The organism is Nocardioides maradonensis (assembly GCF_054777115.1).
Genome location: NZ_BAAHAZ010000025.1, coordinates 1 through 25770, shown reverse-complemented (window position 1 = coordinate 25770; position 25770 = coordinate 1). Strand labels below are relative to the sequence as shown.

General features: G+C 68.6%; 22 protein-coding genes, 1 tRNA gene and 1 pseudogene. 19 read left to right on the top strand and 5 right to left on the bottom strand.

Features of this window, described 5'->3' with window-relative positions:
* The first annotated feature begins 36 nt into the window (after positions 1-36).
* The 3 genes from ACYVAQ_RS21960 to ACYVAQ_RS21950 all read left to right on the top strand — a co-directional run bounded on the left by ACYVAQ_RS21960 (position 37) and on the right by ACYVAQ_RS21950 (position 2672).
* On the top strand, positions 37-855 hold the full coding sequence (locus ACYVAQ_RS21960) for an enoyl-CoA hydratase/isomerase family protein (RefSeq protein ID WP_460792712.1): 819 nt from the start codon (positions 37-39) through the stop codon (positions 853-855).
* Between the two features lie 357 nt (positions 856-1212).
* Positions 1213-2268 (top strand): PHP domain-containing protein, encoded by a 1056-nt coding sequence (locus tag ACYVAQ_RS21955; RefSeq protein WP_460792710.1) that lies wholly within the window; start codon positions 1213-1215, stop codon positions 2266-2268.
* 20 nt (positions 2269-2288) lie between these two features.
* Positions 2289-2672, top strand: a complete 384-nt coding sequence (locus ACYVAQ_RS21950) for a M48 metallopeptidase family protein (protein ID WP_460792709.1) — start codon at positions 2289-2291, stop codon at positions 2670-2672.
* Between the two features lie 51 nt (positions 2673-2723).
* On the opposite strand, the gene ACYVAQ_RS21945 is transcribed toward ACYVAQ_RS21950, so the two are convergent.
* Both ACYVAQ_RS21945 and ACYVAQ_RS21940 read right to left on the bottom strand, forming a co-directional pair.
* Positions 2724-3266 (bottom strand): NUDIX hydrolase, encoded by a 543-nt coding sequence (locus ACYVAQ_RS21945; protein ID WP_460792708.1) that lies wholly within the window; start codon positions 3264-3266, stop codon positions 2724-2726.
* Entirely contained in the window at positions 3263-4612 is a 1350-nt protein-coding gene (locus ACYVAQ_RS21940) for a zinc-dependent metalloprotease (RefSeq protein ID WP_460792706.1), read from the bottom strand. Before ACYVAQ_RS21940 ends, ACYVAQ_RS21945 begins: the two co-directional genes overlap by 4 nt.
* A gap of 24 nt (positions 4613-4636) precedes the next feature.
* Between ACYVAQ_RS21940 and ACYVAQ_RS21935 the strand changes: the two genes are divergently transcribed.
* Genes ACYVAQ_RS21935 through ACYVAQ_RS21915 form a run of 5 tightly spaced genes read left to right on the top strand, consistent with a single transcriptional unit; the run spans position 4637 to position 9995 of the window.
* On the top strand, positions 4637-5065 hold the full coding sequence (locus ACYVAQ_RS21935) for a molybdenum cofactor biosynthesis protein MoaE (protein ID WP_460792705.1): 429 nt from the start codon (positions 4637-4639) through the stop codon (positions 5063-5065).
* 36 nt (positions 5066-5101) lie between these two features.
* Complete coding sequence (locus ACYVAQ_RS21930) at positions 5102-5410, top strand: hypothetical protein (RefSeq protein WP_460792704.1); 309 nt, start codon at positions 5102-5104, stop codon at positions 5408-5410.
* 34 nt (positions 5411-5444) lie between these two features.
* A complete protein-coding gene (locus tag ACYVAQ_RS21925; protein ID WP_460792703.1) occupies positions 5445-6500 on the top strand; it encodes a YlbL family protein in 1056 nt (351 codons plus the stop codon).
* 26 nt (positions 6501-6526) lie between these two features.
* Positions 6527-7078 carry a PPA1309 family protein gene (locus tag ACYVAQ_RS21920; RefSeq protein WP_460792702.1) on the top strand — a complete coding sequence of 184 codons (552 nt, stop codon included), beginning with the start codon at positions 6527-6529 and terminating at the stop codon, positions 7076-7078.
* A complete protein-coding gene (locus ACYVAQ_RS21915; RefSeq protein ID WP_460792701.1) occupies positions 7071-9995 on the top strand; it encodes a UPF0182 family membrane protein in 2925 nt (974 codons plus the stop codon). The genes ACYVAQ_RS21920 and ACYVAQ_RS21915 overlap by 8 nt, the downstream gene beginning before the upstream one ends.
* Before the next feature lie 12 nt (positions 9996-10007).
* Here ACYVAQ_RS21915 and ACYVAQ_RS21910 read toward each other — a convergent pair whose 3' ends face one another.
* On the bottom strand, positions 10008-10661 hold the full coding sequence (locus ACYVAQ_RS21910; RefSeq protein WP_460792700.1) for an alpha/beta hydrolase: 654 nt from the start codon (positions 10659-10661) through the stop codon (positions 10008-10010).
* A gap of 94 nt (positions 10662-10755) precedes the next feature.
* On the opposite strand from ACYVAQ_RS21910, the gene ACYVAQ_RS21905 reads away from it, so the two are divergent.
* The 7 genes from ACYVAQ_RS21905 to ACYVAQ_RS21875 all read left to right on the top strand — a co-directional run bounded on the left by ACYVAQ_RS21905 (position 10756) and on the right by ACYVAQ_RS21875 (position 18733).
* Positions 10756-10832: transfer RNA gene (locus ACYVAQ_RS21905), tRNA-Met, on the top strand.
* Between the two features lie 312 nt (positions 10833-11144).
* Positions 11145-11603 carry a hypothetical protein gene (locus ACYVAQ_RS21900; RefSeq protein WP_460792699.1) on the top strand — a complete coding sequence of 153 codons (459 nt, stop codon included), beginning with the start codon at positions 11145-11147 and terminating at the stop codon, positions 11601-11603.
* A complete protein-coding gene (locus tag ACYVAQ_RS21895) occupies positions 11600-13978 on the top strand; it encodes a hypothetical protein (RefSeq protein ID WP_460792698.1) in 2379 nt (792 codons plus the stop codon). The genes ACYVAQ_RS21900 and ACYVAQ_RS21895 overlap by 4 nt, the downstream gene beginning before the upstream one ends.
* 904 nt (positions 13979-14882) lie before the next feature.
* Complete coding sequence (locus ACYVAQ_RS21890; RefSeq protein WP_460792697.1) at positions 14883-16022, top strand: Fic family protein; 1140 nt, start codon at positions 14883-14885, stop codon at positions 16020-16022.
* A gap of 286 nt (positions 16023-16308) precedes the next feature.
* Complete coding sequence (locus tag ACYVAQ_RS21885; protein ID WP_460792696.1) at positions 16309-16809, top strand: ImmA/IrrE family metallo-endopeptidase; 501 nt, start codon at positions 16309-16311, stop codon at positions 16807-16809.
* Positions 16806-17807 carry a hypothetical protein gene (locus tag ACYVAQ_RS21880; protein WP_460792695.1) on the top strand — a complete coding sequence of 334 codons (1002 nt, stop codon included), beginning with the start codon at positions 16806-16808 and terminating at the stop codon, positions 17805-17807. Before ACYVAQ_RS21885 ends, ACYVAQ_RS21880 begins: the two co-directional genes overlap by 4 nt.
* Complete coding sequence (locus tag ACYVAQ_RS21875; protein WP_460792693.1) at positions 17804-18733, top strand: sce7726 family protein; 930 nt, start codon at positions 17804-17806, stop codon at positions 18731-18733. The genes ACYVAQ_RS21880 and ACYVAQ_RS21875 overlap by 4 nt, the downstream gene beginning before the upstream one ends.
* Here the strand turns inward: ACYVAQ_RS21875 and ACYVAQ_RS21870 are convergent.
* Positions 18680-19630, bottom strand: a pseudogene (locus ACYVAQ_RS21870) (beta family protein); the annotation flags it as partial. The gene ACYVAQ_RS21875 and the pseudogene ACYVAQ_RS21870 sit on opposite strands and share 54 nt — an antisense overlap.
* 180 nt (positions 19631-19810) lie before the next feature.
* On the opposite strand from ACYVAQ_RS21870, the gene ACYVAQ_RS21865 reads away from it, so the two are divergent.
* Both ACYVAQ_RS21865 and ACYVAQ_RS21860 read left to right on the top strand, forming a co-directional pair.
* Positions 19811-21040 carry an IS256 family transposase gene (locus tag ACYVAQ_RS21865; RefSeq protein WP_460792692.1) on the top strand — a complete coding sequence of 410 codons (1230 nt, stop codon included), beginning with the start codon at positions 19811-19813 and terminating at the stop codon, positions 21038-21040.
* Between the two features lie 309 nt (positions 21041-21349).
* On the top strand, positions 21350-22723 hold the full coding sequence (locus tag ACYVAQ_RS21860; protein WP_460792690.1) for a helix-turn-helix domain-containing protein: 1374 nt from the start codon (positions 21350-21352) through the stop codon (positions 22721-22723).
* Between the two features lie 70 nt (positions 22724-22793).
* Here the strand turns inward: ACYVAQ_RS21860 and ACYVAQ_RS21855 are convergent, their stop codons facing one another.
* On the bottom strand, positions 22794-22919 hold the full coding sequence (locus tag ACYVAQ_RS21855) for a hypothetical protein (protein ID WP_460792688.1): 126 nt from the start codon (positions 22917-22919) through the stop codon (positions 22794-22796).
* 386 nt (positions 22920-23305) lie between these two features.
* Here ACYVAQ_RS21855 and ACYVAQ_RS21850 point away from each other — a divergent pair, with 386 nt between their 5' ends.
* Together ACYVAQ_RS21850 and ACYVAQ_RS21845 are read left to right on the top strand one after the other, a co-directional pair.
* Positions 23306-24484 carry a hypothetical protein gene (locus ACYVAQ_RS21850; RefSeq protein WP_460792687.1) on the top strand — a complete coding sequence of 393 codons (1179 nt, stop codon included), beginning with the start codon at positions 23306-23308 and terminating at the stop codon, positions 24482-24484.
* Between the two features lie 434 nt (positions 24485-24918).
* Positions 24919-25710 carry a hypothetical protein gene (locus ACYVAQ_RS21845; protein ID WP_460792686.1) on the top strand — a complete coding sequence of 264 codons (792 nt, stop codon included), beginning with the start codon at positions 24919-24921 and terminating at the stop codon, positions 25708-25710.
* Positions 25711-25770: the final 60 nt, after the last annotated feature.

The following is a 25770-nucleotide window of genomic DNA, read 5'->3' as shown; positions in this document are numbered from 1 at the left end:
GGCACGGTGTCCGCGTGGCCCAGTAGCCTCCCCCGCATGTCTGGAGACAGCCTGACCACGCCTGCGCCCACGCTCACCCACCTCCGGCTGGAGCGGCCGGCTCCCGGGGTGGCGCTGCTGGTCCTCGACCAGCCCGAGCGGCGCAACGCGATGAGCGACGAGATGACCGCGTCCTGGGTGGCGGCGGTGGACCACCTGGCGGCCGATCCGAGCGTCCGCGTGGTCGTGGTGACGGGGGAGGGCAAGGGGTTCTGCTCCGGTGGCGACCTGTCCTGGCTGGCCGCCGAGCCGGACGCGTCGGTCGACCGGCTGCGCTCGAAGATGCTGCCGTTCTACCGGGCGTGGCTCTCGATCCGGCGGCTCGAGGTGCCGACCATCGCCGCGATCAACGGTGCCGCGATCGGGGCCGGGCTGTGCATGGCCCTCGCCTGCGACATCCGGTACGCCGCCGCCGGGGCCCGGATGGGCGTCCCGTTCACCCAGCTGGGGATCCACCCGGGGATGGCGGGCACCTACCTGCTGCCGGACGTGGTGGGTCCGGCGGCCGCCCGTGACCTGTTCCTGACCGGTCGGCTGGTGGACGCCGACGAGGCGCTGCGGCTCGGGCTGGTCTCGCGGGTGATCGACGACGAGACGTTCCTCGCCGAGGTGCTGGCGACCGCCGCCGAGGTGGCGGGGACGGCGCCGATCGCGAGCCGGCTGACCAAGACGGCGCTGGCCCGTGGGCACGCGAGCGTGGAGGCGTGCCTGGACTGGGAGGCGATCGCGCAGCCGGTGACGCTGGCCACCGCGGACCTCCAGGAGGGGATCCGGGCGGCGCAGGAGCGGCGTACGCCGGACTTCCGCGGGCGCTGACGGAGATGACTGACGGACATGAAAAGGCCCCCGGTCCGCCGATGGTGTGGTTCGCCTTCCCCTTGCGAACCCCGCCCCGACGGGCCCGGAGGCCTCATCTGGTGACGACGCTAGGAGGGCGCCGCGGCAGGGTCAACGTGTGCCGCGTGTCGCCTGTGGACAGCGCTGGGGACAAGGCTGTGAAGAACTGGGGATAGCGGTGGACGGCGTTGTGGACGAGGGTGGAGGAGCTGTGGAGAACCACCGTGAACAACGGGTGAGTGGAGCGTCGTACGGTGGGATGACCTGCGCAAACGCGTCCATCCCCAGGCTCCACCGTTGTCCACCGCTTGTGGAGGAGAAATTGTGAGGCATGCCATGCCGGATCCGGAGCCGTACGACGGCACCCCCGTCGCCGCGCTGCGGCGGATCGCGTTCCTGCTCGAGCGGGGACGCGCGGACAGCTACAAGGTCAAGGCGTTCCGCGGCGCCGCCGCGGCGATCCTGCCGCTGCCGGCCGCCGACGTGGTGGCGGCCGCGGAGGCGGGCACGCTGACGAAGATCCCGGGGGTCGGTGCCAGCACGGCGGCCGTCATCGCCGACGCGGTGGCCGGGGTGGTGCCGGCGCGCCTGGCCGAGGCCGAGGCGGAGTACGGCGGACCGCTGACCGACCACGGCGGCGGAGCAGGGCTGCGGGCCGCCCTGCGCGGCGACCTCCACTCCCACTCGGACTGGTCCGACGGCGGGTCGCCGATCGAGGAGATGGCGATGACCGCGATCGAGCTCGGCCACGAGTACCAGGTGCTGACCGACCACTCGCCGCGGCTGCGCGTGGCCAACGGGCTCTCGGCGGAGCGGCTGGCCAAGCAGCTCGCCGTCATCGACGCGGTCAACGCGCACCTCGGCGATGGGTTCACGCTGCTCAAGGGGATCGAGGTCGACATCCTCGACGACGGCTCGCTGGACCAGTCCGAGGAGATGCTTGCCCAGCTGCAGGTGCGGGTCGCCAGCGTGCACTCCAAGCTCGCCATGGACGCGCCGGCGATGACCCGGCGGATGGTGGCCGCCGTCCGCAACCCGTTCACCAACGTGCTCGGGCACTGCACGGGCCGCCTCGTCACCGGCAACCGCGGGATGCGCAAGCAGTCCACCTTCGACGCGCGGGCCGTGTTCGAGGCGTGTGCGGAGGAGGGGGTCGCGGTCGAGATCAACTCCCGGCCGGAGCGGCGCGACCCGCCCACGAAGCTGCTGGAGCTGGCCCGCGACATCGGCTGCCTGTTCTCCATCGACTCCGACGCGCACGCTCCGGGCCAGCTCGACTTCCCGGTGCTCGGCTGCGAACGCGCCGAGGACGCCGGCATCGACGCGGACCGGATCGTCAACACCTGGCCGCGCGACCGGCTGCTGGAGTGGGCCGCGTCACGCCTGGCCTGATCACGACATAGGGTCGGGCCATGTCGCCGGAGCCGAAGCAGAAGCGTCTTCCGCGGCGCCGGCGGGCACCGGACGCGGCGCTCATGCGTCGGGCGACCGAGCTGAGCGACACCTACCTGGGTGGGCTGGCCGTGCCGCTGTCGGTCACCTGGGTGTCCAACCAGCGTGCGCGGTGGGGCTCGTGCACGCCCGGCGACCGGACGATCCGGCTCTCCGAGCGGCTCCAGCGGATGCCGGACTGGGTGGTCGACTACGTGCTGGTGCACGAGCTGGCCCACCTGCTCGAGCCTCAGCACGACGAGAAGTTCTGGGCGTGGGTAGGGCACTACCCGAAGACCGAGCTCGCGAAGGGCTACCTGATGGGGTGGTCGGACGCGGCCCGGGTGGAGCCGCCGCCGGGCTGACGGGATGCAGGAATCACCGGTCGACCGGGGATTCCTGCACCTCCGGACCGCTCAGCAGAGGACCGCTCGGGCCCGCGCGATCAGTTCGTGCATGGCCGGCTCCAGCTCGGGCAGGTCTCCGACGGGCCACCAGCGCACCGCGAGCGACTCGTCGCTGACGGCGTGCCGGGCGTCGGGGGGAGCGGCGGCGACGTACCGTACGTCGAGGTGGTCGACGTCCCCGTGGTCGCCGCAGAACGCGACCGTATGCACGTCGAGCTGGACCGGCTCGGGGTGGAAGCGCAGCTCCGTGAGACCGGACTCCTCATGCGCCTCGCGCAGCGCGACCCCGCTCAGCGTGGCGTCGCCGGGCTCGCAGTGGCCGCCGAAGTGGAACCAGCGCCCGGCCTTGCGGTGCAGGTTCAGCAGCACCTGCTCACCGGACTCGTCGATGACGAGGGTTCCGGCCGTGACGTGTCCCGGGTACGCCGAGCGCCACACGCCGTCCGGTGTCGACGCCAGCAGCGCGACGTACCGCTGCCGCAGCTGCTCCTGGGCGTCGGTGGGCGCGGTCCACCCGCGCAGCGTGGCCAGGGCGTCGGCGTGCAGCGTCACTCGGCGTCGGGTGAATCGGGGGAGTCCGGCGAGTCCGGCGCGTCGGCGTCGGGGCCGTCGAGCAGCCGGCGCAGCTCGGCGTCGAACTCGTCCTCGCTGAGCTCCTCGGGCGCGGTCGCGTCGGAGCGGAACGACAGCGGGTCGTCCAGGTCGGCCGCGGTCGGCAGCAGGTCGGGGTGCATCCAGACGCCGTCGCGGGCCTCGGCACCGGAGCGGGCGCGCAGGCCTCCCCAGAGCGTGGAGGCGTCGCGCAGCCGGCGCGGCCGCAGCTCGAGCCCCACCAGGGCCGCGAAGGTCTGCTCGGCAGGACCACCGGCCGCGCGCCGGCGACGTACCGCCTCGCGGAGCTTGTCGGCGGTGGGCATCCGCTCGGCTGCCGCCTGGCCGACGACCTCGTCCACCCAGCCCTCGACGAGCGCGAGCGCGGTCTCGAGCCGGGACAGCGCAGCGGCCTGCGCCGGCGAGGTGGGCGCCTCGAAGAGACCGTTCTCGAGCAGCTCCTGCATCGACTCGAGGTTGCTCGGGTCGATGTTGCGCAGCTGCTCCTGCATCTTGTCCTGCAGCTCGCGGGCGTTCAGCTCCAGGCCGCGCGCGTAGTCGGTGACGGCGCCGATCAGGTGCTCGCGCAGCCACGGGACGTGCGCGAAGAGGCGCTGGTGTGCGGCCTCGCGCAGCGCGAGGTAGAGGACGACGTCGTCCTCGCCGACCCCGAGGCCCTCGGCGAAGGAGCGCACGTTGCTCATCACCAGCGCCGCCTTGCCGGGCGCTCCCAGCGGCAGGCCGACGTCGCTCGCGGTGAGCACCTCACCCGCGAGGCCGCCGAGGCCCTGGCCGACCTGGTTGGCGAGCATCGCGCCCACTGCCTGGCCGAGGATGCCGAGCAGCGGTCCGGCGGCCACCTTGAGCTCGTCCGGTACGACGCCACCCACTCCGCCCACGGACCTCTCGGCCACCGGCTCGACGAGCACCTGCCACACCGGACGGGTCTCGACGATCCAGTCCGCGCGGCTCCACGCCGCCGTGGTCGAGACGCCCGACGGGAACGCGGTCGCGGTGTCGAGCCAGTGGTCGGCCAGCTGGATGCTGTCGGCGATCCGGCTCGCGTCGCGGCTGCTCGGCGTCGGGTCCGGCTCCGCGGCGACGGTCTTGCGCGCCAGGTCGATCGCCAGGTCCCAGTTCAGCGGCCCCTCGTGGGGCTGCATCATCGCCTGGATCTGGCTGAAGAAGTCGGCGCCACCACCCGGTCCGCCGAAGGCGCCGCCGAGGGCGCCGAAGATCTGCTCGAAGGGCGTGCCCTTGAACGGGTTGTCGGCGTCGTCGGGGCCGCCCGGTCCTCCCGTGCTCATGTCGCAAATCTATAGGGTGGCGCCATGCCTCATCCCGCCGTACGCCTGGCTGCGATCCGTGACGAGCCGTTGTCGGTCGACGAGGTGCTGGCCGCGCTCGACGAGGCGTCGTCCGGGGGAGTCGTGCTCTTCGTCGGCCGCGTCCGCGACCACGACCACGGCCAGGGCGTGACGGGCCTGTCCTACTCGGCCCACCCGTCCGCGCTCGAGCAGCTGCAGCAGGTCTGCGACCAGGTCGCCGAGGAGCATGACGTGACCGCCCTCGCCGCCGTGCACCGGGTCGGCGACCTCGCCATCGGCGACGCGGCCGTGGTCGTCGCGACCGCGTCCGCCCACCGGGGCAGCGCGTTCGACGCCAGCGAGGCACTCATCGACACGCTCAAGGCGACGGTCCCGATCTGGAAGCACCAGAGCTTCACCGATGGCACCGACGAATGGGTCGGCGCGCCCTGACCGGATCCCGCCCCACGCCCGCCTACCGTTGGTGACGTGGAGATCCTGCTCTGGCTCGTGCCTGCCGCGGTGGTGACCGGCGTGGCGATGCTGGTCGTCGGCTGGGTCGGCCGCGACGAGCGGGGCCAGGTCGACCGGGAGACCGCCGCGCGGCTGCTGGGCGAGGCCCTGTCGCAGGAGCCGGGGCGCACCCCTGGCTACGCGCTGGAGCGGCGTACCCCTGACCGGAGCACGGGTGTGGCGCTGCGCCCCTCACGGCAACGGCCGGTGCTGCTCCAGGGCGAGGCCGTCGAGCTCGCGCCGGACGTCGAGGGCGTGGTCGTCAAGGAGACCCGAGCCTCCTGACCCGGCCTTGCCGCAGGGTGAGAGGGTAGGCGCCATGCACCAGCGCCTGATCGCCGCGTTCGTCGCGGCGCCCCTCGTGCTGGTCCTCGGTGCCGTGGCGCTGGCGGTGCCGCTGCCCTTCGCGAGCTTCAGCCCCGGCCCCACCTTCGACATCCTCGGGCGTGACGCGAACCAGGCCCACCTGGTGCAGGTCGACGGGCACCCGACGTACTACGACACCGGCGGTCAGCTGCGGTTCACCACGGTGCGGGAGACCGGTGACGAGGACCGGCTCTCGCTGGGCGAGGCGCTCGGTCGGTGGTTCGACCGCAGCGACGCGGTGCTGCCGTACGACTACGTGCACCCGGAGGCCGTCTCGGCCGCCGACGAGAAGCAGCAGGGCGTCGCCGAGATGCTGTCCTCGCAGGACTACGCGAAGGCGGTCGCCCTGCGCGAGCTGGGCTACCGGGTCCCCGCCGTGCTCAAGGTCGCCCAGGTCAGCCCCGGTACGCCGGCGGCGAGCAAGCTCCAGGTCGGCGACGAGCTCGTCGCGATCAACGGGAAGCGGCTGGCCGGCACCGACCAGGGCGCCCGGCTCCTCGTCGCCACCATCACCCGGGTGGGCGTGCACCCGCTGATCCTGACCATCGTTCGCGACGGGAAGCGGCAGCAGGTGCGGATCACCCCGGCCAGGACGCCGGACGGTCCCAGGATCGGCATCGGGCCGGCGATCGGGTACCACTACCCGTTCGAGATCGAGCTGCACGTCGACCCGACGATCAGCGGACCCAGCGCCGGCCTGATGTTCTCGCTGGCGATCTACGACACCCTGACGCCCGGCTCGCTGACCGGCGGGGCCGTCGTCGCCGGCACCGGGCAGCTCGAGCCGGACGGCAAGGTCGACCCGATCGGGGGCATCGCGCAGAAGATCGCGGCGTCGACGTCCGCGGGCGCCCAGCTGTTCCTGGTGCCCCAAGGCAACTGCCCCGACGTCACCCAGCTGCACCCGTCCGGGATGCGGCTGGTCAAGGTGACGACCGCCGAGCAGGCACTGACCACCGTGAAGACCTGGGCGGCCGACCACAACGCCGCCCTGCCCAGCTGCGGATGACCCTGCCGAGAACCGAGGAGACAGTCGTGGATTACGAGTTGGACGTCGACCCGGCGCTGGCCTCGGTCGTCCTCGAGCTGGAGAAGCACCACGCCGGCATCGGCTGGGACCAGCCGGCCCGGCTCTACGCGTTGGTCGACACCGCGCAGTTCGTCGCCGCCGAGCCCGCGCTGGCGATGTCGCTCGGCCTCGACGACAGCCGCGAGCGCGGCTCGCTGACCCCGATCGAGCAGGACGAGCTGCCGGGCGACCGGCTCGAGGACGCCCTGGACACCATCGGCTGGCCGACCAGCGTGGCCGGGTGCGCGGTGGTCGTGGAGCGGCTGGTGCTCCCGCCGGCCGCCGACGGACACATCCCCGAGGATCCCGCCGAGGCCGAGGAGTTCGCGCGCGAGCACCCGGACCGGCAGGAGGTGCGGATCGTGGCCGGCGTGACGCGGGGCGGGTCGGCGTACTGCGCCGTGCGGCTGCGCAACGAGGACGACGACGCTGCCGTGATGGGCGGCGTGGACGTCGTACCCAACCTCGTGGCGGCGCTGCGCGACACCCTCCTCGACGAGGAATCGTCGGATGAGTGAGCTGTTCGACGACGAGCCGGACGAGGGTCTCCCGGCACCGCCGCGCCGGCGAGGACGCTGGCTGATCGCGGCCGCCGTCGGCATCGTCGTGCTGATCTTCCTGCTCAGCGCGTTCGCGTCCCTCTACACCGACGGCCTCTGGTACCACGAGGTCCACTACGGCGAGGTCTTCTCGACCCTGCTCTGGACCAAGCTCGGCCTGTTCCTGGTCTTCGGCGGCATCATGGCCGCCGCCGTCGGGGGCAACATCGTGCTGGCCTACCGGATGCGCCCGCTGTTCCGGATGGGCGGCGACGCGAGCGTCGAGCGCTACCGCGACGCGATCACGCCGATCCGTGGCTGGCTGCTGGCCGGCGTGTGCGTGGTCGTCGGTGCCTTCGCCGGCACGTCGGGCATCAGTCAGTGGCGTGACTACCTGATGTGGCGCAACGCCTCCACCTTCCACGCGAAGGACGCCTACTTCCACAAGGACATCGGCTTCTACGTCTTCCGGCTGCCGTGGTGGCACTACCTGGCCGACTACGTGATGGCGGTCGCGATCGTCGCCATCCTGGCGACCGCCGTCGTGCACTACGTGTACGGCGGGATCCGGCTGCACCTGCCGAGCGACCGGCTCTCCGGGGCCGCTCAGGTCCAGATCTCCGTGCTGGCCGGACTGTTCGTGCTGGCCAAGGCCGCGGACTACTTCCTGGGCCGCTACGACCTGGTGACCAACGACCACGCGCTCTTCGACGGCATGAACTACACCGGGCAGAACGCGGTGCTGCCGGCGCGCAACATCCTGCTCGGCGTCTCCCTGATCTGTGCGGCGCTGTTCTTCCTCAACATCTGGCGGCGCACGTGGCAGCTGCCGACCGTCGGCCTGGCGCTGCTGGCGCTGTCCGCGATCCTGATCGGGATGATCTGGCCGGCCATCGTGCAGGGGTTCCAGGTCCGGCCCTCGGAGGCCGACAAGGAGAACGCCTTCATGAAGGCCAACATCGACGCCACCCGGCAGGCGTACGGCCTGAGCAGCGTCGACACGGTGGACTCCAACGGGATCGCGAGCGGCAAGCTGTCGTCGGCCGCGCTCGAGAAGCAGGTCACCGACGTCCCGGTGGTCGACCCGAAGCAGGTCAGCGACACCTTCAAGCAGCTGCAGCTGCCGGCGAACTACTACAAGGTCCCCGACGTGCTCGACGTCGACCACTACGACATCGCCGGCCAGCAGGAGCCGCTCGTGCTCGGCGTACGGGAGCTGGACCAGACGGGTATCCCGCCCGCCGACCAGAGCTGGGCGAACCTGCACACGGTCTACACCCACGGCGACGGCATCGTCGCGGCGTACGCCAACAAGGTGACGCCGCTCAACAACGCGACCAACAGCGGCAGCGGCCGACTCGTCTGGGCGGAGGGTCTCAACGACTCCGCGAAGGGCGTGAAGACCGACCACGACCTCGGCGACTTCCAGAGCCAGATCTACTACGGCGAGGGCAGCCCGACGTACTCCATCGTCGGCAAGCCGTCGAGCTCGGCGCCCGACCGGGAGCTGAGCCTGGCCCAGGGCTCGGCCGGCGAGAGGACGACGACGTACGCCGGGACCGGGGGAGTGCCGATCGGCGGCGCCTTCAACCAGCTGATGTACGCCATCAAGTTCGGGGAGCCGAACTTCCTGCTGTCCGGTCGGGTGAACTCGGCGTCGAAGGTGCTCTACAACCGCGACCCCGCCCAGCGGGTGGAGAAGGTCGCGCCGTGGCTGACGGTCGACTCCGACCCCTATCCCGCGGTGGTCGACGGGCACGTCGAGTGGATCGTCGACGGCTACACCACGACCGATCGCTACCCGGACTCGCAGAGCGAGTCGTTCCAGTCGATGATCGACGACTCCCTGCAGGAGGACAACGGCCTCAGCACGTTGCCCACCGACAAGATCAACTACATGAGGTCGGCGGTCAAGGCCACCGTCGATGCGTACGACGGCACGGTCACCCTCTACGCCTGGGACGAGGAGGACCCGATCCTGCAGACCTGGATGAAGGCATTCCCGGGCACGGTCCAGCCGAAGTCGGCCATCTCGAACGACCTCCGGGCCCACCTGCGCTACCCCGAGGACTTCTTCAAGGTGCAGCGCTACCAGCTCGCGAAGTACCACGTCACCAACGCCACCCAGTTCCTCGCGGCCAGTGACCAGTGGTCCGTGCCGGCGGACCCGAACTCGGCGGTCGACGTGCAGATGCAGCCGCCCTACCGGATGTTCATCGACCAGAACGGCTCGCAGCAGTGGTCGCTCACGTCGGACTTCGTGCCGCGGGGCAAGAACACGCTGGCGGCGTACATGTCGGTGAACTCGGACGCGACGTCGGACGACTTCGGCAAGATCCAGCTCACCGAGATGACGAACTCGGCCGTCAGCGGACCGGGCCAGATCGCGAACGACCTGGACGGCAGCCCCAAGGTCCGGCAGCGGTCGAAGCCCTTCGAGCAGTCGACCTCCCAGCCGGTGCCCGGCAACCTGCTGACCGTCCCGTTGGACGGCACCTTCCTCTACGTCAGGCCGATCTACGCGGTGCGGAGCGGTACGTCGGGCTTCCGCATCCTGCAGTTCGTCGAGGTCTCGTTCAACGGCAAGGTCGGCGTCGGCGACGACCTCGGCCTCGCGCTCCGGGACGCCCTGAACGCTCCGGCGACGGGTGGGGGCAACGGCGGCAACGGTGGCAACGGTGGCAACGGCTCCGGCAAGCCCGGGCCCGGCGGTGCCGGCGGGCAGACGCTGACGCAGCGGATCGACGCGGCGATCGCGCGCGCCGACCGGGCCTTCACCGCAGCCGAGGCGGCACAACGTCGCAACGACACGGTGACGTGGGCCCGGCAGCTCGCGATCGCGAAGCAGGCCGTCGCGCAGGCGGCGCGGCTGTCGGCGGAGCGCTCCGCGAAGTAGCCCGTCGGCCGGTCAGGCCTGCGTGATCTCGCGGCACGCCTGCAGCGCGAACCGGTTCCAGGACCGGACGTCGCGCAGCAGGTAGTGCCCGACCGGCCCCATGTCGGTGAAGCGTGCGGTACCGACCTCGGCCGCGCGAGCGACGTACCTGCGGGTGGCCTGGGGCGAGGTGATCTTGTCGCGGGCGCCGTGTGCCGTCAGCAGCGTCTTGCCGCGCAGCCGCTCGACCGGGTCGTCGGCCGGCAGCCACGGCGCGAGCCCCACGACGCCGCGGACGCTCGGGTGGTCGGCCACCGCGGCCGCCGTACGCGCCCCCATGGAGTGGCCCAGGAGCACTACCGGAGTGCCGAAGGTCTCGGCCAGCCGGTCGAGCGCCCAGCGCGCGTCGGGCACCGGGCTGGGCTCGTCCGCGCGGCCGGCGTTCCACCCGATCATCCGGTAGCGCAGCACCGCAACGGCGATGTCGTCGCGGTTCAGCCGCGCTGCGAGGTCCAGCGCGAGGCGCCGCGCGCGACGCCACGACAGGCTGCGGCCGGTCAGCGGGAGGGTGCTGTGCTCCGCGCCGCCGTGCAGCACCAGCACGGTCGCACGCGGCTGCTCGGGCGCGATCAGGTCGGTGAAGCCCGGGCGAGCGCCCGGCTGCGGGGCGGGAAGGTCGTGCGGCACGGTGGTGGTTCGTTCTCCTCGACGGGTCGGATGTCCCATTGTCGCTGGCGATTTGGTCCGCTTTGGGGCGATGTCGTAACGTTGGGTTCACCGACGCGGGGTGGAGCAGCTCGGTAGCTCGCTGGGCTCATAACCCAGAGGTCGCAGGTTCAAATCCTGCCCCCGCTACCAAACAAACCTGCGACTGCAGGATTGTCGGAAGGCCTTCCAGGCTTGAACTGGGAGGCCTTCCGTGATTTCAGCCCTCGCCGAACGGTCCGCGAACCGCCTTCGGACAGCCTGCTGCCAGGGCATTTGCCATGGCAGATGCGACCCTGCCACCCCCGTGCTACCCCCCCCTGACCTGGGACTTTGCGCGCCAAAGGGTGGCAAGGGGGTGGCAGTTCGAGTCGACGGTGTTGCGCCGATTGCGCAGCTTCCGGGGGGCCCGGACCGGTCATCCGGCACGCGACCAGAAGGGTCGCCCCACACCGGAGAACCGTCATGAGCTACACCCCCGAGGACCGGATCAGCCGCAAGGACGCCGCCGCCCTGGCCCGCAAAAGCCCGGACACGATCCGCCGCGCGGAGAAGAGGCACCAGATCGAGGTCAGGCCCGATCCGCTCACCGGCGAGGCGACCTACCGTGTTGCCGACCTGCTCGCCCACGACCTCATCAAGATCACCGACCTCGGCATCGCCGGAACCGCCGCGGAGTCCGCCGAGGTCATCAAGTCACGCGGCACCATCACCGACCTCCGGGCTGAGATCGCCGAGACGCAGGGCCGCCTGGTCAGCAGCGACGCCGTCATCGCCACCCTGCGCGAGCAGCTGGCATCGGCAGAGCGGCAGCTCGGCTCGGCCCGCCAGCAGCTGCAGGCCAAGGACCGCCAGCTCGCGGAGTTGACGATCCAGCTCGGCAAGCTCGCCGATGTCATCGCACGGCTGGGAGGACGGGCATGAGCGCCCGGCACGCGGCCGCGATCCGGATGCGGCGCGACCTGCTCTCGCTGCGCGGTCTCGGGCAGCGCCGTCCCGCGGTCTTCGCCGCCTGCGAGGGATTCCCGGTCCTGCTCAGCGAGGCGGAGACCGACCTGGTCGCCCTGATCAACACCGTCAACGACTACGACTACCTGCTCGACCCTGTCGCCGAACGCGACGAGACGGCCCCGGCCGTCTACGTCACCGAGCACCTGCTCAACCACTACGGCCTCAACATGCACGCCGGCGGGAAACGGATTACCGGAGTCGAGTACGTCTGGCGTCGCTACCTGGTGCCGTTCCTGGTCGAGCTCGCCTGGTCCAAGCCCGCTGAGGCGCGGGGGACCGCGGCGCTGCGAATCACCGACACCGAACGGCTGCCGCGGATCCTGGCCGGCACTCAGTCGCTACCCGCGGCCACGGTCGCCGGCGACATCCTCGACCGCCGCGCCGTCAGCTGCCTGCACCTGAGCCTCGAGGACGCCGCCGCCGCGACGGCCGGCGGCACCGATGCCCTCGAACGGGCCATCGCCGACGAGCGGATCCGGACCCACGCCGACCTGCGCACGGGAGCGAGTCTGATCCGTCCCTACGACCTGCGTGCCGCAGGTCTCCTCGTCGAGCCGGCCGACCCGCACGGTGTCAGCGCCGGCACGGCCCGGAACGTCCTGCGCGAGCTCAACGCCGGCCTCGAACGCGCCAGGATGCACGGCGCGGGCCTGATCGGCTGCTTCCTGATGCAGCCCCTGGAGCCGCTGCCCGCGAACCGGCAACGCCCGCGGAGCGTCAGGCGTACCTACGTCTCCATCGCCACCATCGCCCGGCTCATGCCCTACCTTCCCGTCACCGCGCAGGTGACGCTATGGATCGAGCGACTCCTCGGCGTGCGCATCAGCGAAGGATTCGGCCCGTTGGTCTCCGACTACGTCCGCGACGCGAACGGTCGCGGATGGCTAGCAATCGACAAGCAGGGCGGCCTCAGCATGCTGCAACGCGCGCCCGACGGCCTCCTCGAGAAGGTCGAGCACGTCGATGGCACGAAGACCGACGCTGGCGAACGCGTGATCCCACTGCCGCTCCAGCTGGCCGACCTGATCGAGCAGCTCATCGCCGTCTTCCACACCGACCCCGACACCGGACGGGTGCGGACCGACGCCCGGCTGATACCCGGCATCGGCAAGGACGACGCCAGCGGCCAATCGACCTACCGCAACTACCTGAAGGAGGCGTGCGCCCGAGCCGACGTCCAGTTCACGCCCCATACCCTGCGAGGCTCGCTGATCACCGACCTCAAGGAAGCCCAGATCGAAGAGAGGATCAGGTTCGCCTACGCCGGACACGGGTCCGGCACGGACATCCAGTCACGGCACTACGACCTCGGCGTCTCGAAGGCGAAGCTGATCGAGGCGGCCGACGTCCTTGCTAAACTTAGCAACGCCGAATTGGGCGAGTCCGCGTCCTTGCGCGCCGCGACCGGAGTCCGCGAGCAGTGGGGGAGAGGCACCCGGAATCACACGAACCGCGACGTGATCGAGCAGCGCCTCATCGCGGCCAGTTGGCGGGTCCGCGACCACGACCCGATCAAGGGGTCCGCGCTGTCCGTCGAGGAGGTCGCAGCCCGTATGGGCCGCGCGGCCACGACCACGCGCCGCATGATGGCTGCCGGCGAGATTCCCGCGTTCCAACGCCCGTGGCACACCCGCCTGGTGTGGGCCGCGTGGGAGTCGGACGTGCAGAGATGGCTCGACAGCCAGGGAACCGAGCTGCGCGACATCGCGGCCGACGTCGGCTGGAGCTACCACGAGATCTGGACGCTCGCCGTCAAGCTTGGCCTCGGGAAGCTCGACCGCCTTCCCGGCCAGCGCTGGCGCCTCAACGACGAGGACGTGGCGACTCTGCTCGCCGCTGTCGACGCGCGCGAGAGCATCGAGGCGAGATCCATGACGGTCAGCGAGGCATCCGAGCGCCTCGGCATCGGCGTCGACGACGTCACCACTCTGATCGACCACGGCTACGTCAACGTCGTTGAAGCGGCCCCTGAGCATAGGTTTCGTCGGGTCACCGCGTCGTCGGTCGAGGCCTTCGGGCACGACCGCGACACACGGCGTGCTGGCAGGCGGGGCCACGACGACCGGGTCACGGTGCGTCAGGCCGCCCTGCTGCTGAGATGCGATCAGCGCACGGTGCCTCGTTTGGCCCGCGCCGGTGTCCTCGACGTCGTGCAAAGGTCGTCGCGCCAGTATGTGACGCTCACGAGCCTGCTGGCGCACGCCGAGAACACCGACGTCTCGGTAGCGGAGCGGATCCGGGTGGACTTCTCTGCTGGCGGCCGCTGCACCATGCCGCCCGCGGCGTGAGATTCCCGGACGCTACACGCGCGGAGGCCGGCCTGTTCGTGCTGCCGGTATAGGCGGGGGCTTGCACCGGGCCAGCGTCGGCGGCGGCGGTCCCTAGGGGTCGTCCGACCCGACTTCTGCGTCGACGCCGCGTGGGCACGGGACCGACCGTGCCGTCGGTTTACCCAGTGCACTAGTGCATTAGCAGGGGGGCGTTCCTGAACGACTGTCAGCGCGAGCGGGGACGCTGCGGATGTACGGCAGCCCTGCTCTGTCGGCATCTGGCTGAGGCCCCGCCACTGCCCATTCCGAGGATGACCTTGCAAAGCGCCGCACAGGCGAGCGATCGACTTCGGCCCGGCCGCCATCACAGCAGCGGGAAGAAGAACAGGCCCTTTACCCATGCGGGAACCAACCGTGTAGAGGCCGGGGGTTTTGGGAAAAAAGTGACCAGCAATCGCCCTCAAGCAGCCTCCACGCCCGGGGTTTCGCTAAAAAAGTGGCGTCGTGGAGCTAGGGTTTCCTTGAATTGGTGGCATAGGAGCTCGGCGGCGGAACGGTGGTGTGGGTGGTGACTGGCACTCCTCCGAACCCCGCGGGCGACCTTCGTTTCAGCACCCAGGAGACCAAGAGCAGGCTGGCACGGCAACAGAAGGCTGGCCGGGCGGTCCGTCTAGCTCCAGGCATCTACGTCGTGGGGTCCAGCCTCCCTCCGACCGACCTGGCCAAGCGCCACCTGTACGCGATTGTCGCTCACGTTTGGCCGGGCGCCGTACTTTGCGACAGAACCGCGTTCGAGACTCCTGGTGCCTCCGGGTGGGTGTTTGTCTGCCACCCGGAGCCCCCCCGAGGGTCGGACCTGAAGCTTCCCGGCATCACGATCTCCTGCAGGATTGGCCCTGGACGGCTCCCGGGAGACATGCCGATGCCCGAAGGGCTCTCCCTCTCAGGCATAGCGCGCGGGCTGCTGGAAAACGCTGACACGGCCGGTCGCCCACCGACGGGGCGGCCGCCTCGCGCCGCGGGCATGGCTGCCGTGGGAGACCGCATCGACCAGCTCGCATCTGACGTCGATGCACACCGTCTCTCGACCGTGTTCGCCCAGTTCGACACAGTTCGCGGGTACTTCGATCCCGGCGTGGCCGAGAGAGTGCGCGCACTGCTTGCTGCCGCGCTCGGCACCTACCAAGGCGGGAAGATCGAATCCGAACGCCTCGCCGCGCGGGTGGCGGGCAACCCCCTGGACGCCGCCCGCGCGGACCTGTTCGAGAAGACGGCCGCCCTCCTGCAGGACGAGTCCCCTATCGTGCGTTCGAATCTGCGGAAGGATGGCGAACTTGAGTGGCTCCCATTCTTCGATTCCTACTTCTCGAACTACATCGAGGGGACCAGATTCTCCGTCGAAGACGCGTATGCGATCGCCATCGACGGCAAGGACTCCGACCGGCCTCAGGACGCACACGACATCACGGCGACCTACCGAATTGCCAAGGACCCAGAGCTCATGCGCGAAGTTCCGCGCGACGCTGACGACTTCGTGCGGCTGCTCAAGGAACGCCACAGCGTCCTTATGGCTGCGCGTCTCGACAAGCGACCTGGCCAGTTCAAGCAGCTGGCGAACTTCGCAGGCATGACCGCCTTCGTCGCCCCCACCCAGTTGGAAGGGACCCTGCGTGTCGGCTGGGAGCAGATCGCGCGTCTCCGAGATCCGTTTCAGCGGGCAGTGATGACGATGTTCGTCGTCACCGAATGCCACCCATTCGACGACGGTAACGGCCGCCTTGCGCGGATCCTGACCAACGCTGAGCTAGTGAGCGCAGGACAGCAACGCGTCATCATCCCAACCGCCTTCCGCAACAACTACCTCTCGGCTCTCACGGGTGTGACCAACGGCAATGGGCCCCAGGCTCTCGTGTCGGTACTCGACTTCGCTCAGCGCTGGGTAGCGGCGGTCGACTGGTCAGACTGGGACCGCTGCTTGGCCGATGTGACCTCCTCGAATGCATTCGAGGAACCAGCAATCGCGGAGTCGTCAGGCCGCCGGCTTCGGATGCCGCAGGGGTGATCCCAGCACGGCACGCTCCCACACCGACAACCAGGCACCTAACCCTTCGAAGCTGGCCTGTCGGTGTACGCCGCCGTTGTTCCGCCGGTGTGAAGTAGCGGAGTTGTCCGCCGGTGTGAGGGCGCTGCCATGCCGTGACGCGCGCTTCACAACGGCCGGTTGTCAAGTCGCGTCGGCATCTGCCGCGTTAGGCTGACGGCGATAGGAAGGGAGCCAGTCGGCGCCGCCGACGGCCATACAGATCCGGAACGGGCACAGCGTGCAGACCAGAAGGGGTAAGTGAGGCGTGTCGACCGTCGTCACCGAGCCTTCGCGCTTGTCGAACAGCGCGATTCGCGAGTACGCCGAACGCGTTGGTCACCACTACGGCATCTACGACCGGGCCGGCACAGCCGACGTCCACGACCTTGTCACACAGCTTGGCGGCCGGCTTGCCTACGGTGACACCAGCGAGTCGTTGCATGTAAACGCGGTCGGCGACTTCGTGATCTACCTTCCACGTGTTACCTCCTCTCGCCGCGACCGGTTCACGATGGCGCATGAACTCGGTCACTACTTCCTCCACTACCTGCATCCCCAACTCGACGATTCTGCGAGTTTCGGCCGAGGACAACGCAATATGGTCGAAACTCAAGCCAACGTCTTCGCCTCCTCACTATTGATGCCGGAGGCCGAGTTCCGGAAGAGTTGGCAAAGGTCCAGCGGAGACGTGTACGCGCTCGCACGACAATTCGAAGTGTCCCCGGCAGCTGTCGAGGTGCGTGCCAAGGTGCTCCGTCTGCTGTGAGCGCATCCGATCCCCGATCGCTGCTCTTCCTGTCCTGCGACATCGTCGGCTCGACCAAGTACAAGCAGCAGCAGAAGATCTGGCAGGCAACGTTCCTGTCCTTCTATCGTGCCTTCCCCCAGATGCTTGGCGACCTCACGCGAGAGCACAAGTACGAGCCCGGATTCACGCTGTGGAAGCCGGTCGGCGACGAACTCATCTTCACCACCCGCGTACGCAGCGAAGCCGACATCTACACGGCCGTGAGGATATGGCTCCGGGCCATGGATATGTACGAACGCGACGCTCTGGCAGACGTCTCGCTCGCAACCAAGGGAGGGGCATTCGTCGCGACGTTCCCCGGCCCTGACAGCGAGAGCTCAATCCCTCGCAACCCGACCATCGAGACGTCCGACGCCGGCGTGGTCGAACTCAACGACTCCGCCCTGGCCAATCGGACTGAGCAGTATCTCTACGACTACTTCGGGCCGAGCATCGACACCGGCTTCCGAGTGTTCTCCGCGTGCAGCCACCGCTACTTCACCCTATCGGTCGAGGTCGCGTGGGCGCTCGCTCACTGCGCTGTTGATGCGGGAGCCGACGAAACCGTGTTTCCGCTGACAGATCTTCTCCTGCTGGAGACCCGTGAGTTCAAAGGTGTGTGGAACGGCCGCGAGTATCCCCTGTTCGCGCTCGACCGGCAGCACGCGGACCTGGTCAACGTCGCGCTGTCACGACTGCGAGATCGCGCCGTGAAGCCGCTTGACGTGGTCAACCTGTGCCGGGCCTGCGCCGATGAGCCGGCCTGGCCTTCTCGCCTCTATCTCCCCGACTCCCACCACCGCGAGTTCACCATCGTCCCCGAAGACAGCCTCAACGCTCTCCGAGACAACAGCATGGAAGGCGCCGAGACATTGCCCGAAGACATCGGCACCGATGCCCTGGAGGACGAAGCGCCGTTGCCGGCTCCCGTCGCGACGCCGACGACGCCGGACAAACCCCAGGCGCCACCTGCGTGACCGGCAACAACGCCGTTGCGCTGATCGCCCGGTCGTGTCGCCTGGACTGCCTTGGGTCGGAGATTGTTGCGCCGTCCGATGCCGGCACGGTCCCAGGCGTGAGTCGATCTACAGCAGGGGCCGGCACCGCAGCAACCAGAGGTAACCGGGGTAGCGTGCGACACGTGCGCGATGCTGACGTGCGTGATGCCATGGCAGTTGCGATTGCTCGGCAGATGGGCGACCGGCGACATGTGTTGCTGCACGAGGTCGACGTTCGATGGTCGATCCCGGCTCGTCTCGATGCGTTGCTGCTTTCCAGCAGGATCCACGGGTTCGAGATCAAGAGCGACGTGGACTCCCTGTCTCGACTGCCGCGCCAGGTCGCCTCTTACGGGATGGTGGTCGAACGCGCGACGCTGATCGTCGGGGACCGACTGCGTGCAGCTGCTACTGAGATCGTTCCGCCATGGTGGAACATCTGGTCGGCGCGCTGGGCGGGCGACAAGGTGCGGGTGCAGCAGGTTCGGGGAGGCCGCCTCAACCCCGCCATCAGCCCGCTGGCAGTGACATCGTTCCTCCTGCGCGAGGACCTCCTCAGCGCGTTGCGTGAACGCGGCCACCGGCGATTGTCGGGTGTCCCTGTCGACGACCTTCGGCTGAGGTTCGCCAGCGAGTTTGGTTCCAAGCAGACCGTTCAACGTGTTCGGGAAGCGCTGCTGGCGAACCACGACCGGCGGGTGCCCTCTGCGCTGCCCTGGGACATTGCAGGCGCTCAGGCCGTACCGGCCCGGCGGCGCGGCCGGTGGCGCCGCAAGTTGCGTCTTCACGACGGCGAAATGATGTTCCGCGGCGATCTGACGCCACTTCCCTGCGTTGCTCTCCTTGTCGGCGCCTGCCGCGATCGCGTGGAGCCGTTGATCGGCCTTGCTGAAGTTTGGCGGTAAGCAGTGCGGCTGACTCACCAGGTGAGAACAGCACGCCTCGAAGGCTGCTGCCAGGCCTCCGCCGGTTGGAGGCATCGCGCGGCGGTGGACGTGCATCCGGTCATCTCGCGAATAGCGAAGGTGCCCGTACTTCGGTGAGACGGGTACCGGATTTGCGGGCGGGTATAGGGCGTAGTCGCCGTAGACGACGTCGAGGCCGCGATGCGCGAGTCGGAGCCACAGCCACCATTCGCGGCGGACAGGGTGCCAGTCCCCGACCTGGGTGAAGCTTGCACTGTTGGGCGTGCCGCAGGTGATCAGGCGACCGTGCGCTGGCAATGCGTTCGCAACGGCCAAGGTATCGGTGACGAGGGTATCGAGGTTGTGCTGCTCGAGCGTGTCGGCCCAGTCGAGGATGACGTCGATTGCTGCCGGTGGCATACCGAGGCCAGCCGTCAGCGATCCGACGGCCCTGCCTACGCGACCGGGGTGAGCTCGGGCAACGGACATGTTGATCCGGACTGCCGCACGTCGGCTGAGGACTGCCACTTGCGCTGCTGCCCTCACCTCGGCGGGCGAACTGTCGTCGGTGAGCACGGGGATCATCGACGCCGGGCTCGGGGCCAGGGCGTTGAGGGACGCCAACAGGTGCCACCACGTCGGCCGATCACCGTGGTCGGCGACCCGGCTGATGTCGACGAAGAAGGGATCGAGCCAGAGCCGGGCGATGTCGTCCAAGAAGTAGGCGGCGTCTGTCAGCGTGCCCTTCTTGCGTGGCACCTGCCCGGTCTTCGGATTCGGCCGGGCACGGTCCGCGGGTTGAAGCTCGAACAGCGGGATCACGTCCAGAGACGAAGGTGCCCGCAGCAGGGCCTTGATCTCCGCGTCTCGTGCCTTCAGCACCGGTACGTATTCCATGCCGCCCAACATCGCATCCCCTCCTGAGCACGCCCCGTTGCGCCGAACGGCGTGAACCGAAGTAAGAGTCCCCGGGAGTGGTGGGGTTTGAGGGACCACGGCGGGGCTGTCTGACGTAGGCGGCCATCGGCGGGATCTTCGGTGTGTAACGGCTAAGCACGCACTGAAGGAGAACCACCGATGGCCTTGCCCCAGTCTGCCCTGTCCGAACTCCTCGACGCTTTCCGCACTGGCGACGGCGTGGACCTGATCCGTGAATCGGTCCGCGTCGCGCTGCAGGAATTGATCGAGATCGAAGCGACCGAACGCATCGGAGCCGCACCCTACGAACGCACTCCTGATCGGGTCACTGATCGCAACGGCCACCGGCCGCGGATGCTGACCACCAAGGCCGGCGATGTCGAGCTGCGCATCCCCAAGCTGCGCAAGGGCTCGTTCCTTCCGGTCATCCTCGAACCCCGCCGGCGTATCGACCAGGCCCTGTACGCGGTCGTGATGGAGGCCTACGTCCACGGCGTGTCCACCCGCAGCGTCGACGACCTGGTCGAAGCGATGGGCTCCGATTCGGGGATCTCCAAGTCCGAGGTCTCCCGGATCTGCGCCGGCCTGGACGAGCAGGTCGGTGCGTTCCGGACCCGACCGTTGGACCACGTCGAGTTCCCCTACGTCTATCTGGACGCGACCTACCTCAACGTCCGCAACCAGACCTCGCAGGTGGTGTCCATGGCGGTCGTGGTCGCGACCGGGATCGCCGCTGATGGGTCACGCGAAGTGCTTGGACTCGACGTTGGGGACAGCGAGGACGAGACGTTCTGGCGTGGATTCCTGGCCACCTTGAAGCAGCGCGGCTTGCACGGGGTGAAGCTCGTGATCAGCGATCAGCACGCCGGGCTGGTCAAGGCACTCAAGCGGTCCTTCCAGGGCGCCGGGCACCAGCGCTGCCGGGTGCACTTCGCCCGTAACCTGCTGGCTCACGTGCCCAAGTCGCACGTCGACATGGTCGCCGCGGTGTTCCGAACCGCGTTCGCCCAGCCCGATGCTGACGCGGTCGCCACCGCGTGGGACGAGGTCCGTGACCAGCTCGCGAAGTCGTTCCCCAAGATCGGTCCGTTGATGGATGAGGCCAAGCCGGAAGTCCTCGCCTTCGCGGTCTTCCCGCGGGCGCACTGGCAGAAGATCTGGTCGACCAACCCACTCGAGCGGGTCAACAAGGAGATCAAGCGCCGTGCCCGCGTGGTCGGGATCTTCCCCAACCCCGCCGCGGTGATCCGTCTCGTTGGAGCGGTCCTGGCCGACATGCACGACGAATGGCAAGCAGGCGACCGCCGCTACCTGTCCGAAGGATCGATGGCGCTGCTCTACCCCGACAGCGATACTGGACCCATCGCCGCGATCGACAGCGGCGAGTAGGCACCGAGGATCACCTCAAAGCCCACCACCCCGCGGGGCTCTGTCTGACCGAACGACAGCAGTGTAACTCGATGTGTCAACGGCGGTTGACACTTGGGGTAAACAGGTCCGCGTCTCTGTAACTGTTTCCTGATGTAGCCAGATGGATAGGACAGGTGGCTGACCGGCGTCCACTGCGTCTCATCTCGCGTCGCGGGTCCGGCGAGGCGACTTTTTGGTGTCTCGCGTCGTCCTGGTTGACCGGACTACCGCGGTGGGCAACTGTCGAAATGCTCGCCGCGTCAACAGATGCAAGGAACAATGGGGAATGTGGAGCCTTACCTCGCTGAACTGAGCCGCACGATCGATGTCAAGGAACTTGGTCGCCGCATCCGCAATGCACGGATCGCGGCCGGCATGACGCAGGCAGAGGTCGTTGGCGGAGAGGTCACGCCCGCCTATCTGTCCCGCATCGAGGACGGCCAACGTCGCCCCGAGGCGACCCTCCTCGAGCGGATGGCCGCGCGGATGGGCACCACTCTCGAGAAATTGCTGGGGGACGACTCCAACCCTCCGCCCAGCGGAACCCCCCGCGATGCAGAAATCGAACTGTCCCTCGATTACGCCGAGCTCGCGTTGGTCTCGGGAGACAGCGCCACGGCATTGGAGCAAAGCGATGCCCTTCTGACCCGCATCGCGGTGCGACCCGACCCAGAACTTCAGCGCCGAGCGCTCCGGGTCCGCGCTGGTGCTCTGGAAGCCACCGGCGATCTCAACGGCGCGATCCTCGTGCTCGAAGGGCTGGCTGGCGACCCGACCCCGGACTCCGAATGGCTGAAGTCGCTGATCGCTCTCGCGCGCTGTTACCGCGACAGTGGAGAGTTCGCGAAGGCGATCGACGTCGGCAAACGAACAGAGGTGACGATCGCCGAGCTGGAGATCGGCGGGCTGACCGAGGCGATTCAGCTCACCGTCACAATCGCGTCCGCTCACGAGGGTCTGGGCAACATGGATGAGGCGATGCGGACCTGCATGCGCGCTCTCGGCCAAGCTGAGAAGTTCAATTCCCCGATCGCGAAGGCGTCGGCCTATTGGAATGCGAGCTCTATTCGGGCCGCGATGGAAGGCGCGACCCCGGCCACCATCGATCTGGCCAAGAAGGCGCTCGCTCTGTTCGAGCTGGGTCAGGACAATCGGAACCTCGCCAAGCTGAAGGTGCAGGTTGCGAACCTCCACCTGCAGGCCGACCCGGCCGACGTCTCGGCCGCCCTCGAGATGCTCGAAGGCGCCGAGCGTGAACTCGACTGGTCGGATGCGTCGGCGTGGGACCGCAGCGTGTTGCACATCGTCCGCGGACGAGCACACGCAGCGCTCGGCGACTTTGCAGCCGTGTCCGACGACGTCGCGCGTGCTCGCGAGGTAGCGCCGTTGCGGGCGCCAATGTTGCATGCCGTCACGTTCTCCCTTGAGGGACGGGTCGCCATGGCTGACGGGCGGATCGAACAGGCTCGTGACCTGTTCCGGAAGGCGGCGCTGGAACTGACCGCTGTGGGTGCGGATCGGGAGGCGGCCGAACTGTGGTTCGAGCTGGCCAATCTCCTCACCGAGGCCGGCGACGTTCAGGCGGCGGTCGACGCGTTCCGCAGCGCAGGCGCCTCCTCGGGCTTCCGGTTGGGCTCCTCCACCGTCGCAACCCGGGTCTAGCGCTCGGCGAGTCCCGCGAAGCGGCCCATCCCGGTTCGGGATGGGCCGCTTCGGTGCGTCGACGGCTGTCTCAGCAGCAGCGCGGCCCGACGTTGGCGTGAGCGATGCCCATCTCCGGCGCTGTTGCGACGCTCACCCCGAGCGAGGCGGTGAGTGCGATGGCCGTGGCTGCAATGAAACGGGTGATGGTGCGCATGACGATTCCCTTCGTGTCAGGCACAGACAGACATGTCAGTGCTGACACGTTTTGTAAAGCCATGTCCGATGTGAGGGAACCCGATCTGTCAGATCCGTGACCGGAGGGGTGAATGAGGCAAATGAGGCGCGCTCGCGCGAGCGGTTCGTGTGCCTCGGTGTATTTGCTGTCCCTCAGCGGTCGGGTGATAGAGCGCCCGTTTTACTGAATGTGTCAGACTGTGTCTGGCGGGCGGCGACCAGAAGCGAGGGAGCCGTGGGGGCTGCGACCGGGGGAGGGGACGTGCACGAATCTCGTGTCCGGGACGGCGGCGTTGCAGTCGAGTGGGGCGACTGCAACCCGTCCGCCCCCGGGCACGCCGTGCGCCGTGGCCGCATGGAGGACGTGTGCTTTCCGACGCTGAACTGATCCTCGGCCTGAGCCGGCACCTGTCGGCCTACCAGGTGTCGACGTCGCATGCTGCGCTCGATGGCCTGTACTTCGCCGGTCAGGTGTACGAACTCGCGTGGCGATTGCGTCAGTCCCAGGTGTCGAGCGCGGAGCGTGTCAAGGCGATCGCGATCGAGGCTCACATTGGCGTGCGGCAGTTGCACGGTGAGGTTCTGCCGACGATGGAGTCGCTCGGCTGGGTGGAATGCCACCGCGACCCGCAGGGTGGGTTGAGCAGTATGGAGGCGCTCATCCCGCCGAACGACATCCTTATCGGTGATGCGACGCGTCTGCTGGACGTCTTGTTGGTCGACGGCGTTCAGCGCGCGGCCCTCGACCTGATTCGGGCGACCAGCAGGCAGCCACTACCGGTCGATGACGCGATCGCCGCGGCTGGGCTTGCCTGGGGCGAGGAGCCGGCTGAGCGGGCGCTGGGCCACTTGGAGAAGGTGAACCTGGTGCGCCGAGTCGAACACGAAGTCGACCGCCCCGTTGTCTTCAACCCGCAGGTGTGGACGAACGACGCGCAGGCGGCCGGCGCAGCGTTGCGCGCTCAAGACGCCCGTGCCAGTTCCGAGGTCGGTGCCCTGTTGGAGGAGGTGGCACAGAGCCCTGGTATCCCGGTCAAGCACGTGAAGTCGACCAGCCCCCGGTGGATCGACTTCGCGGTCTCCCAGGGTCTGGTCGAGCGGTCGGTTGTGCAGACCGCCGGCGGAGCCGAAGAAGGGTTCCTGTTCAGCCCACACCTCAGGCGGGACCCGTTCGGAACGAACCCGACGGACCCATCGGGGCACGTCCGACAGCTCGTCGGCAGCATGATCTATGCGTCTGTCTTCGCCAGTTGGCCATTGAAGAATCCAGGTGCCTTCCTCTACCGCCTCATCGAGGACGGGGAGGCCGGCAATGCGCCGAACATTGGCAGCGACTATCCGATGCTCGAGACCGCGGGAACGATCCAGGTGGTCACGGGTCGCGGCAACGGCAACTACCGCATGGTCCTCCTCCAGTCAGATGTGGCCGAGGAAGCACTCTCGATCATCGATTCCCGCAGTGCGCTGGCGCGGGGAGAAGTTGGAAGCCTCCACAATCCTCCACAATCTTGGCGACCAGCGGGCGTACTCCCATGTCGAGCGTGAGAGGGCGAAGGTCGCCTCGGTGGGCGCAGTCGACGATGTGGAGGCGGCCAGGCTGATCGCCGCCTTGCGTGACGTCACGTCCGGGGGGACTTTCGGTGTCGGATGAGCAGCTTCCGTTCGACGATCCTGATCTGCCCGAGGACGCTGGCGGGCTCGACGACGCTGGTGCGGCCGAAGTCGCCAGTCCTCAGGATGCGGATGTGGCGGATCCTCTCCCGGGGGTCCGGCCGGAGCCGTCGTCTGCCGCGTCCGACGAGGTCGTCTCATCACCAGACTCGGAGACGAACCCTGCAGTGAGCCTCGGGCTCGACGAGCTCAGTGACGCCGGCTCCCCGCTTGCCCCTACCGGAACTCCAACCGGCCGACAGCCGGGGTGGGCTGGAGCGGTGGTCGACGAATTGCGAGCGTCCCAAGGGTCCCGAGCTGCAAGCAACATGCCGACGACACCGGGTGCTGACTTCGAGCGGCGGGTCGGGCGCACCGAGTTCAACGACGGCGCCCTGGTCCGTCTGCGTGTTCCGATACGCATTGACGCCGATGCGGGACGCGACGTCCTGACCGACATCGATGTCATGGCCATTGACGTCGATGGGCGCTTGCGCGTGTCGCGCTCGATCCTGGAGTGCAAGAGCGGCAAGGGGCAGGCGAAGGAGCCTGACAGGTTGTTGTGGCTTGCCGGACTCCAGCGCTACCTGCGGTTCGAACGCGCCGTGCTCGTGCGCCAGACGGTCTCGAGGCGAGGTCGAGGGCTGGCGCGTGAGCTCGGCTTGCGGGTCATCGACGGGTCGACTCTGGCCGGACGAGAGGTGACGCACGCCTGGCTGCCCGACCGGTTCGCGCATGTCGACGGTCCTGAATGTGAAGCGGCTGAACGGCGCACCGATACCCAGCTGAAGGGCCTCGGGCATGTCCCGGCTGAGCTCGTCTCATTCCTGCGCTACGAGGCCCTTCGTTCGGAGCCGCACCATGTTCTTCGTGCAGTCGGGTCGCTGGGGCGGGTGGCCGGCTACGGCGGGGTCCTGCCCGAGCCGACGCGTCACGTGCTGGCCGGGCATGCGCTGATTGCCGTCATCGCTGCGGCCCTGGCCGATGCGGCCAAGCTTGACGAGATGGTGTCGTCTGAGCTGCTGGCCCGCACCGAGCGAGCCCTCGTCACGGGAAACCCGGATGACGACCAGGTCCTGTCGATCCGACAGAGCCCCGTGGGGTGGTGGGCTTTGAGGTGATCCTCGGTGCCCTACTCGCCGCTCTCGATGGCGGCGTGCTCACCAGTATCCACGGGGTCG

Excerpts from the sequence above, each read along its gene's own strand:
- ACYVAQ_RS21960 (WP_460792712.1), top strand. The coding sequence starts at position 37 with ATGTCTGGAGACAGCCTGACCACGCCTGCGCCCACGCTCACCCACCTC.
- ACYVAQ_RS21955 (WP_460792710.1), top strand. The coding sequence starts at position 1,213 with ATGCCGGATCCGGAGCCGTACGACGGCACCCCCGTCGCCGCGCTGCGG.
- ACYVAQ_RS21950 (WP_460792709.1), top strand. The coding sequence starts at position 2,289 with ATGTCGCCGGAGCCGAAGCAGAAGCGTCTTCCGCGGCGCCGGCGGGCA.
- ACYVAQ_RS21940 (WP_460792706.1), bottom strand. The coding sequence starts at position 4,612 with ATGAGCACGGGAGGACCGGGCGGCCCCGACGACGCCGACAACCCGTTC.
- ACYVAQ_RS21935 (WP_460792705.1), top strand. The coding sequence starts at position 4,637 with ATGCCTCATCCCGCCGTACGCCTGGCTGCGATCCGTGACGAGCCGTTG.
- ACYVAQ_RS21925 (WP_460792703.1), top strand. The coding sequence starts at position 5,445 with ATGCACCAGCGCCTGATCGCCGCGTTCGTCGCGGCGCCCCTCGTGCTG.
- ACYVAQ_RS21915 (WP_460792701.1), top strand. The coding sequence starts at position 7,071 with ATGAGTGAGCTGTTCGACGACGAGCCGGACGAGGGTCTCCCGGCACCG.
- ACYVAQ_RS21900 (WP_460792699.1), top strand. The coding sequence starts at position 11,145 with ATGAGCTACACCCCCGAGGACCGGATCAGCCGCAAGGACGCCGCCGCC.
- ACYVAQ_RS21895 (WP_460792698.1), top strand. The coding sequence starts at position 11,600 with ATGAGCGCCCGGCACGCGGCCGCGATCCGGATGCGGCGCGACCTGCTC.
- ACYVAQ_RS21890 (WP_460792697.1), top strand. The coding sequence starts at position 14,883 with ATGCCCGAAGGGCTCTCCCTCTCAGGCATAGCGCGCGGGCTGCTGGAA.
- ACYVAQ_RS21865 (WP_460792692.1), top strand. The coding sequence starts at position 19,811 with ATGGCCTTGCCCCAGTCTGCCCTGTCCGAACTCCTCGACGCTTTCCGC.
- ACYVAQ_RS21855 (WP_460792688.1), bottom strand. The coding sequence starts at position 22,919 with ATGCGCACCATCACCCGTTTCATTGCAGCCACGGCCATCGCACTCACC.
- ACYVAQ_RS21845 (WP_460792686.1), top strand. The coding sequence starts at position 24,919 with ATGCCGACGACACCGGGTGCTGACTTCGAGCGGCGGGTCGGGCGCACC.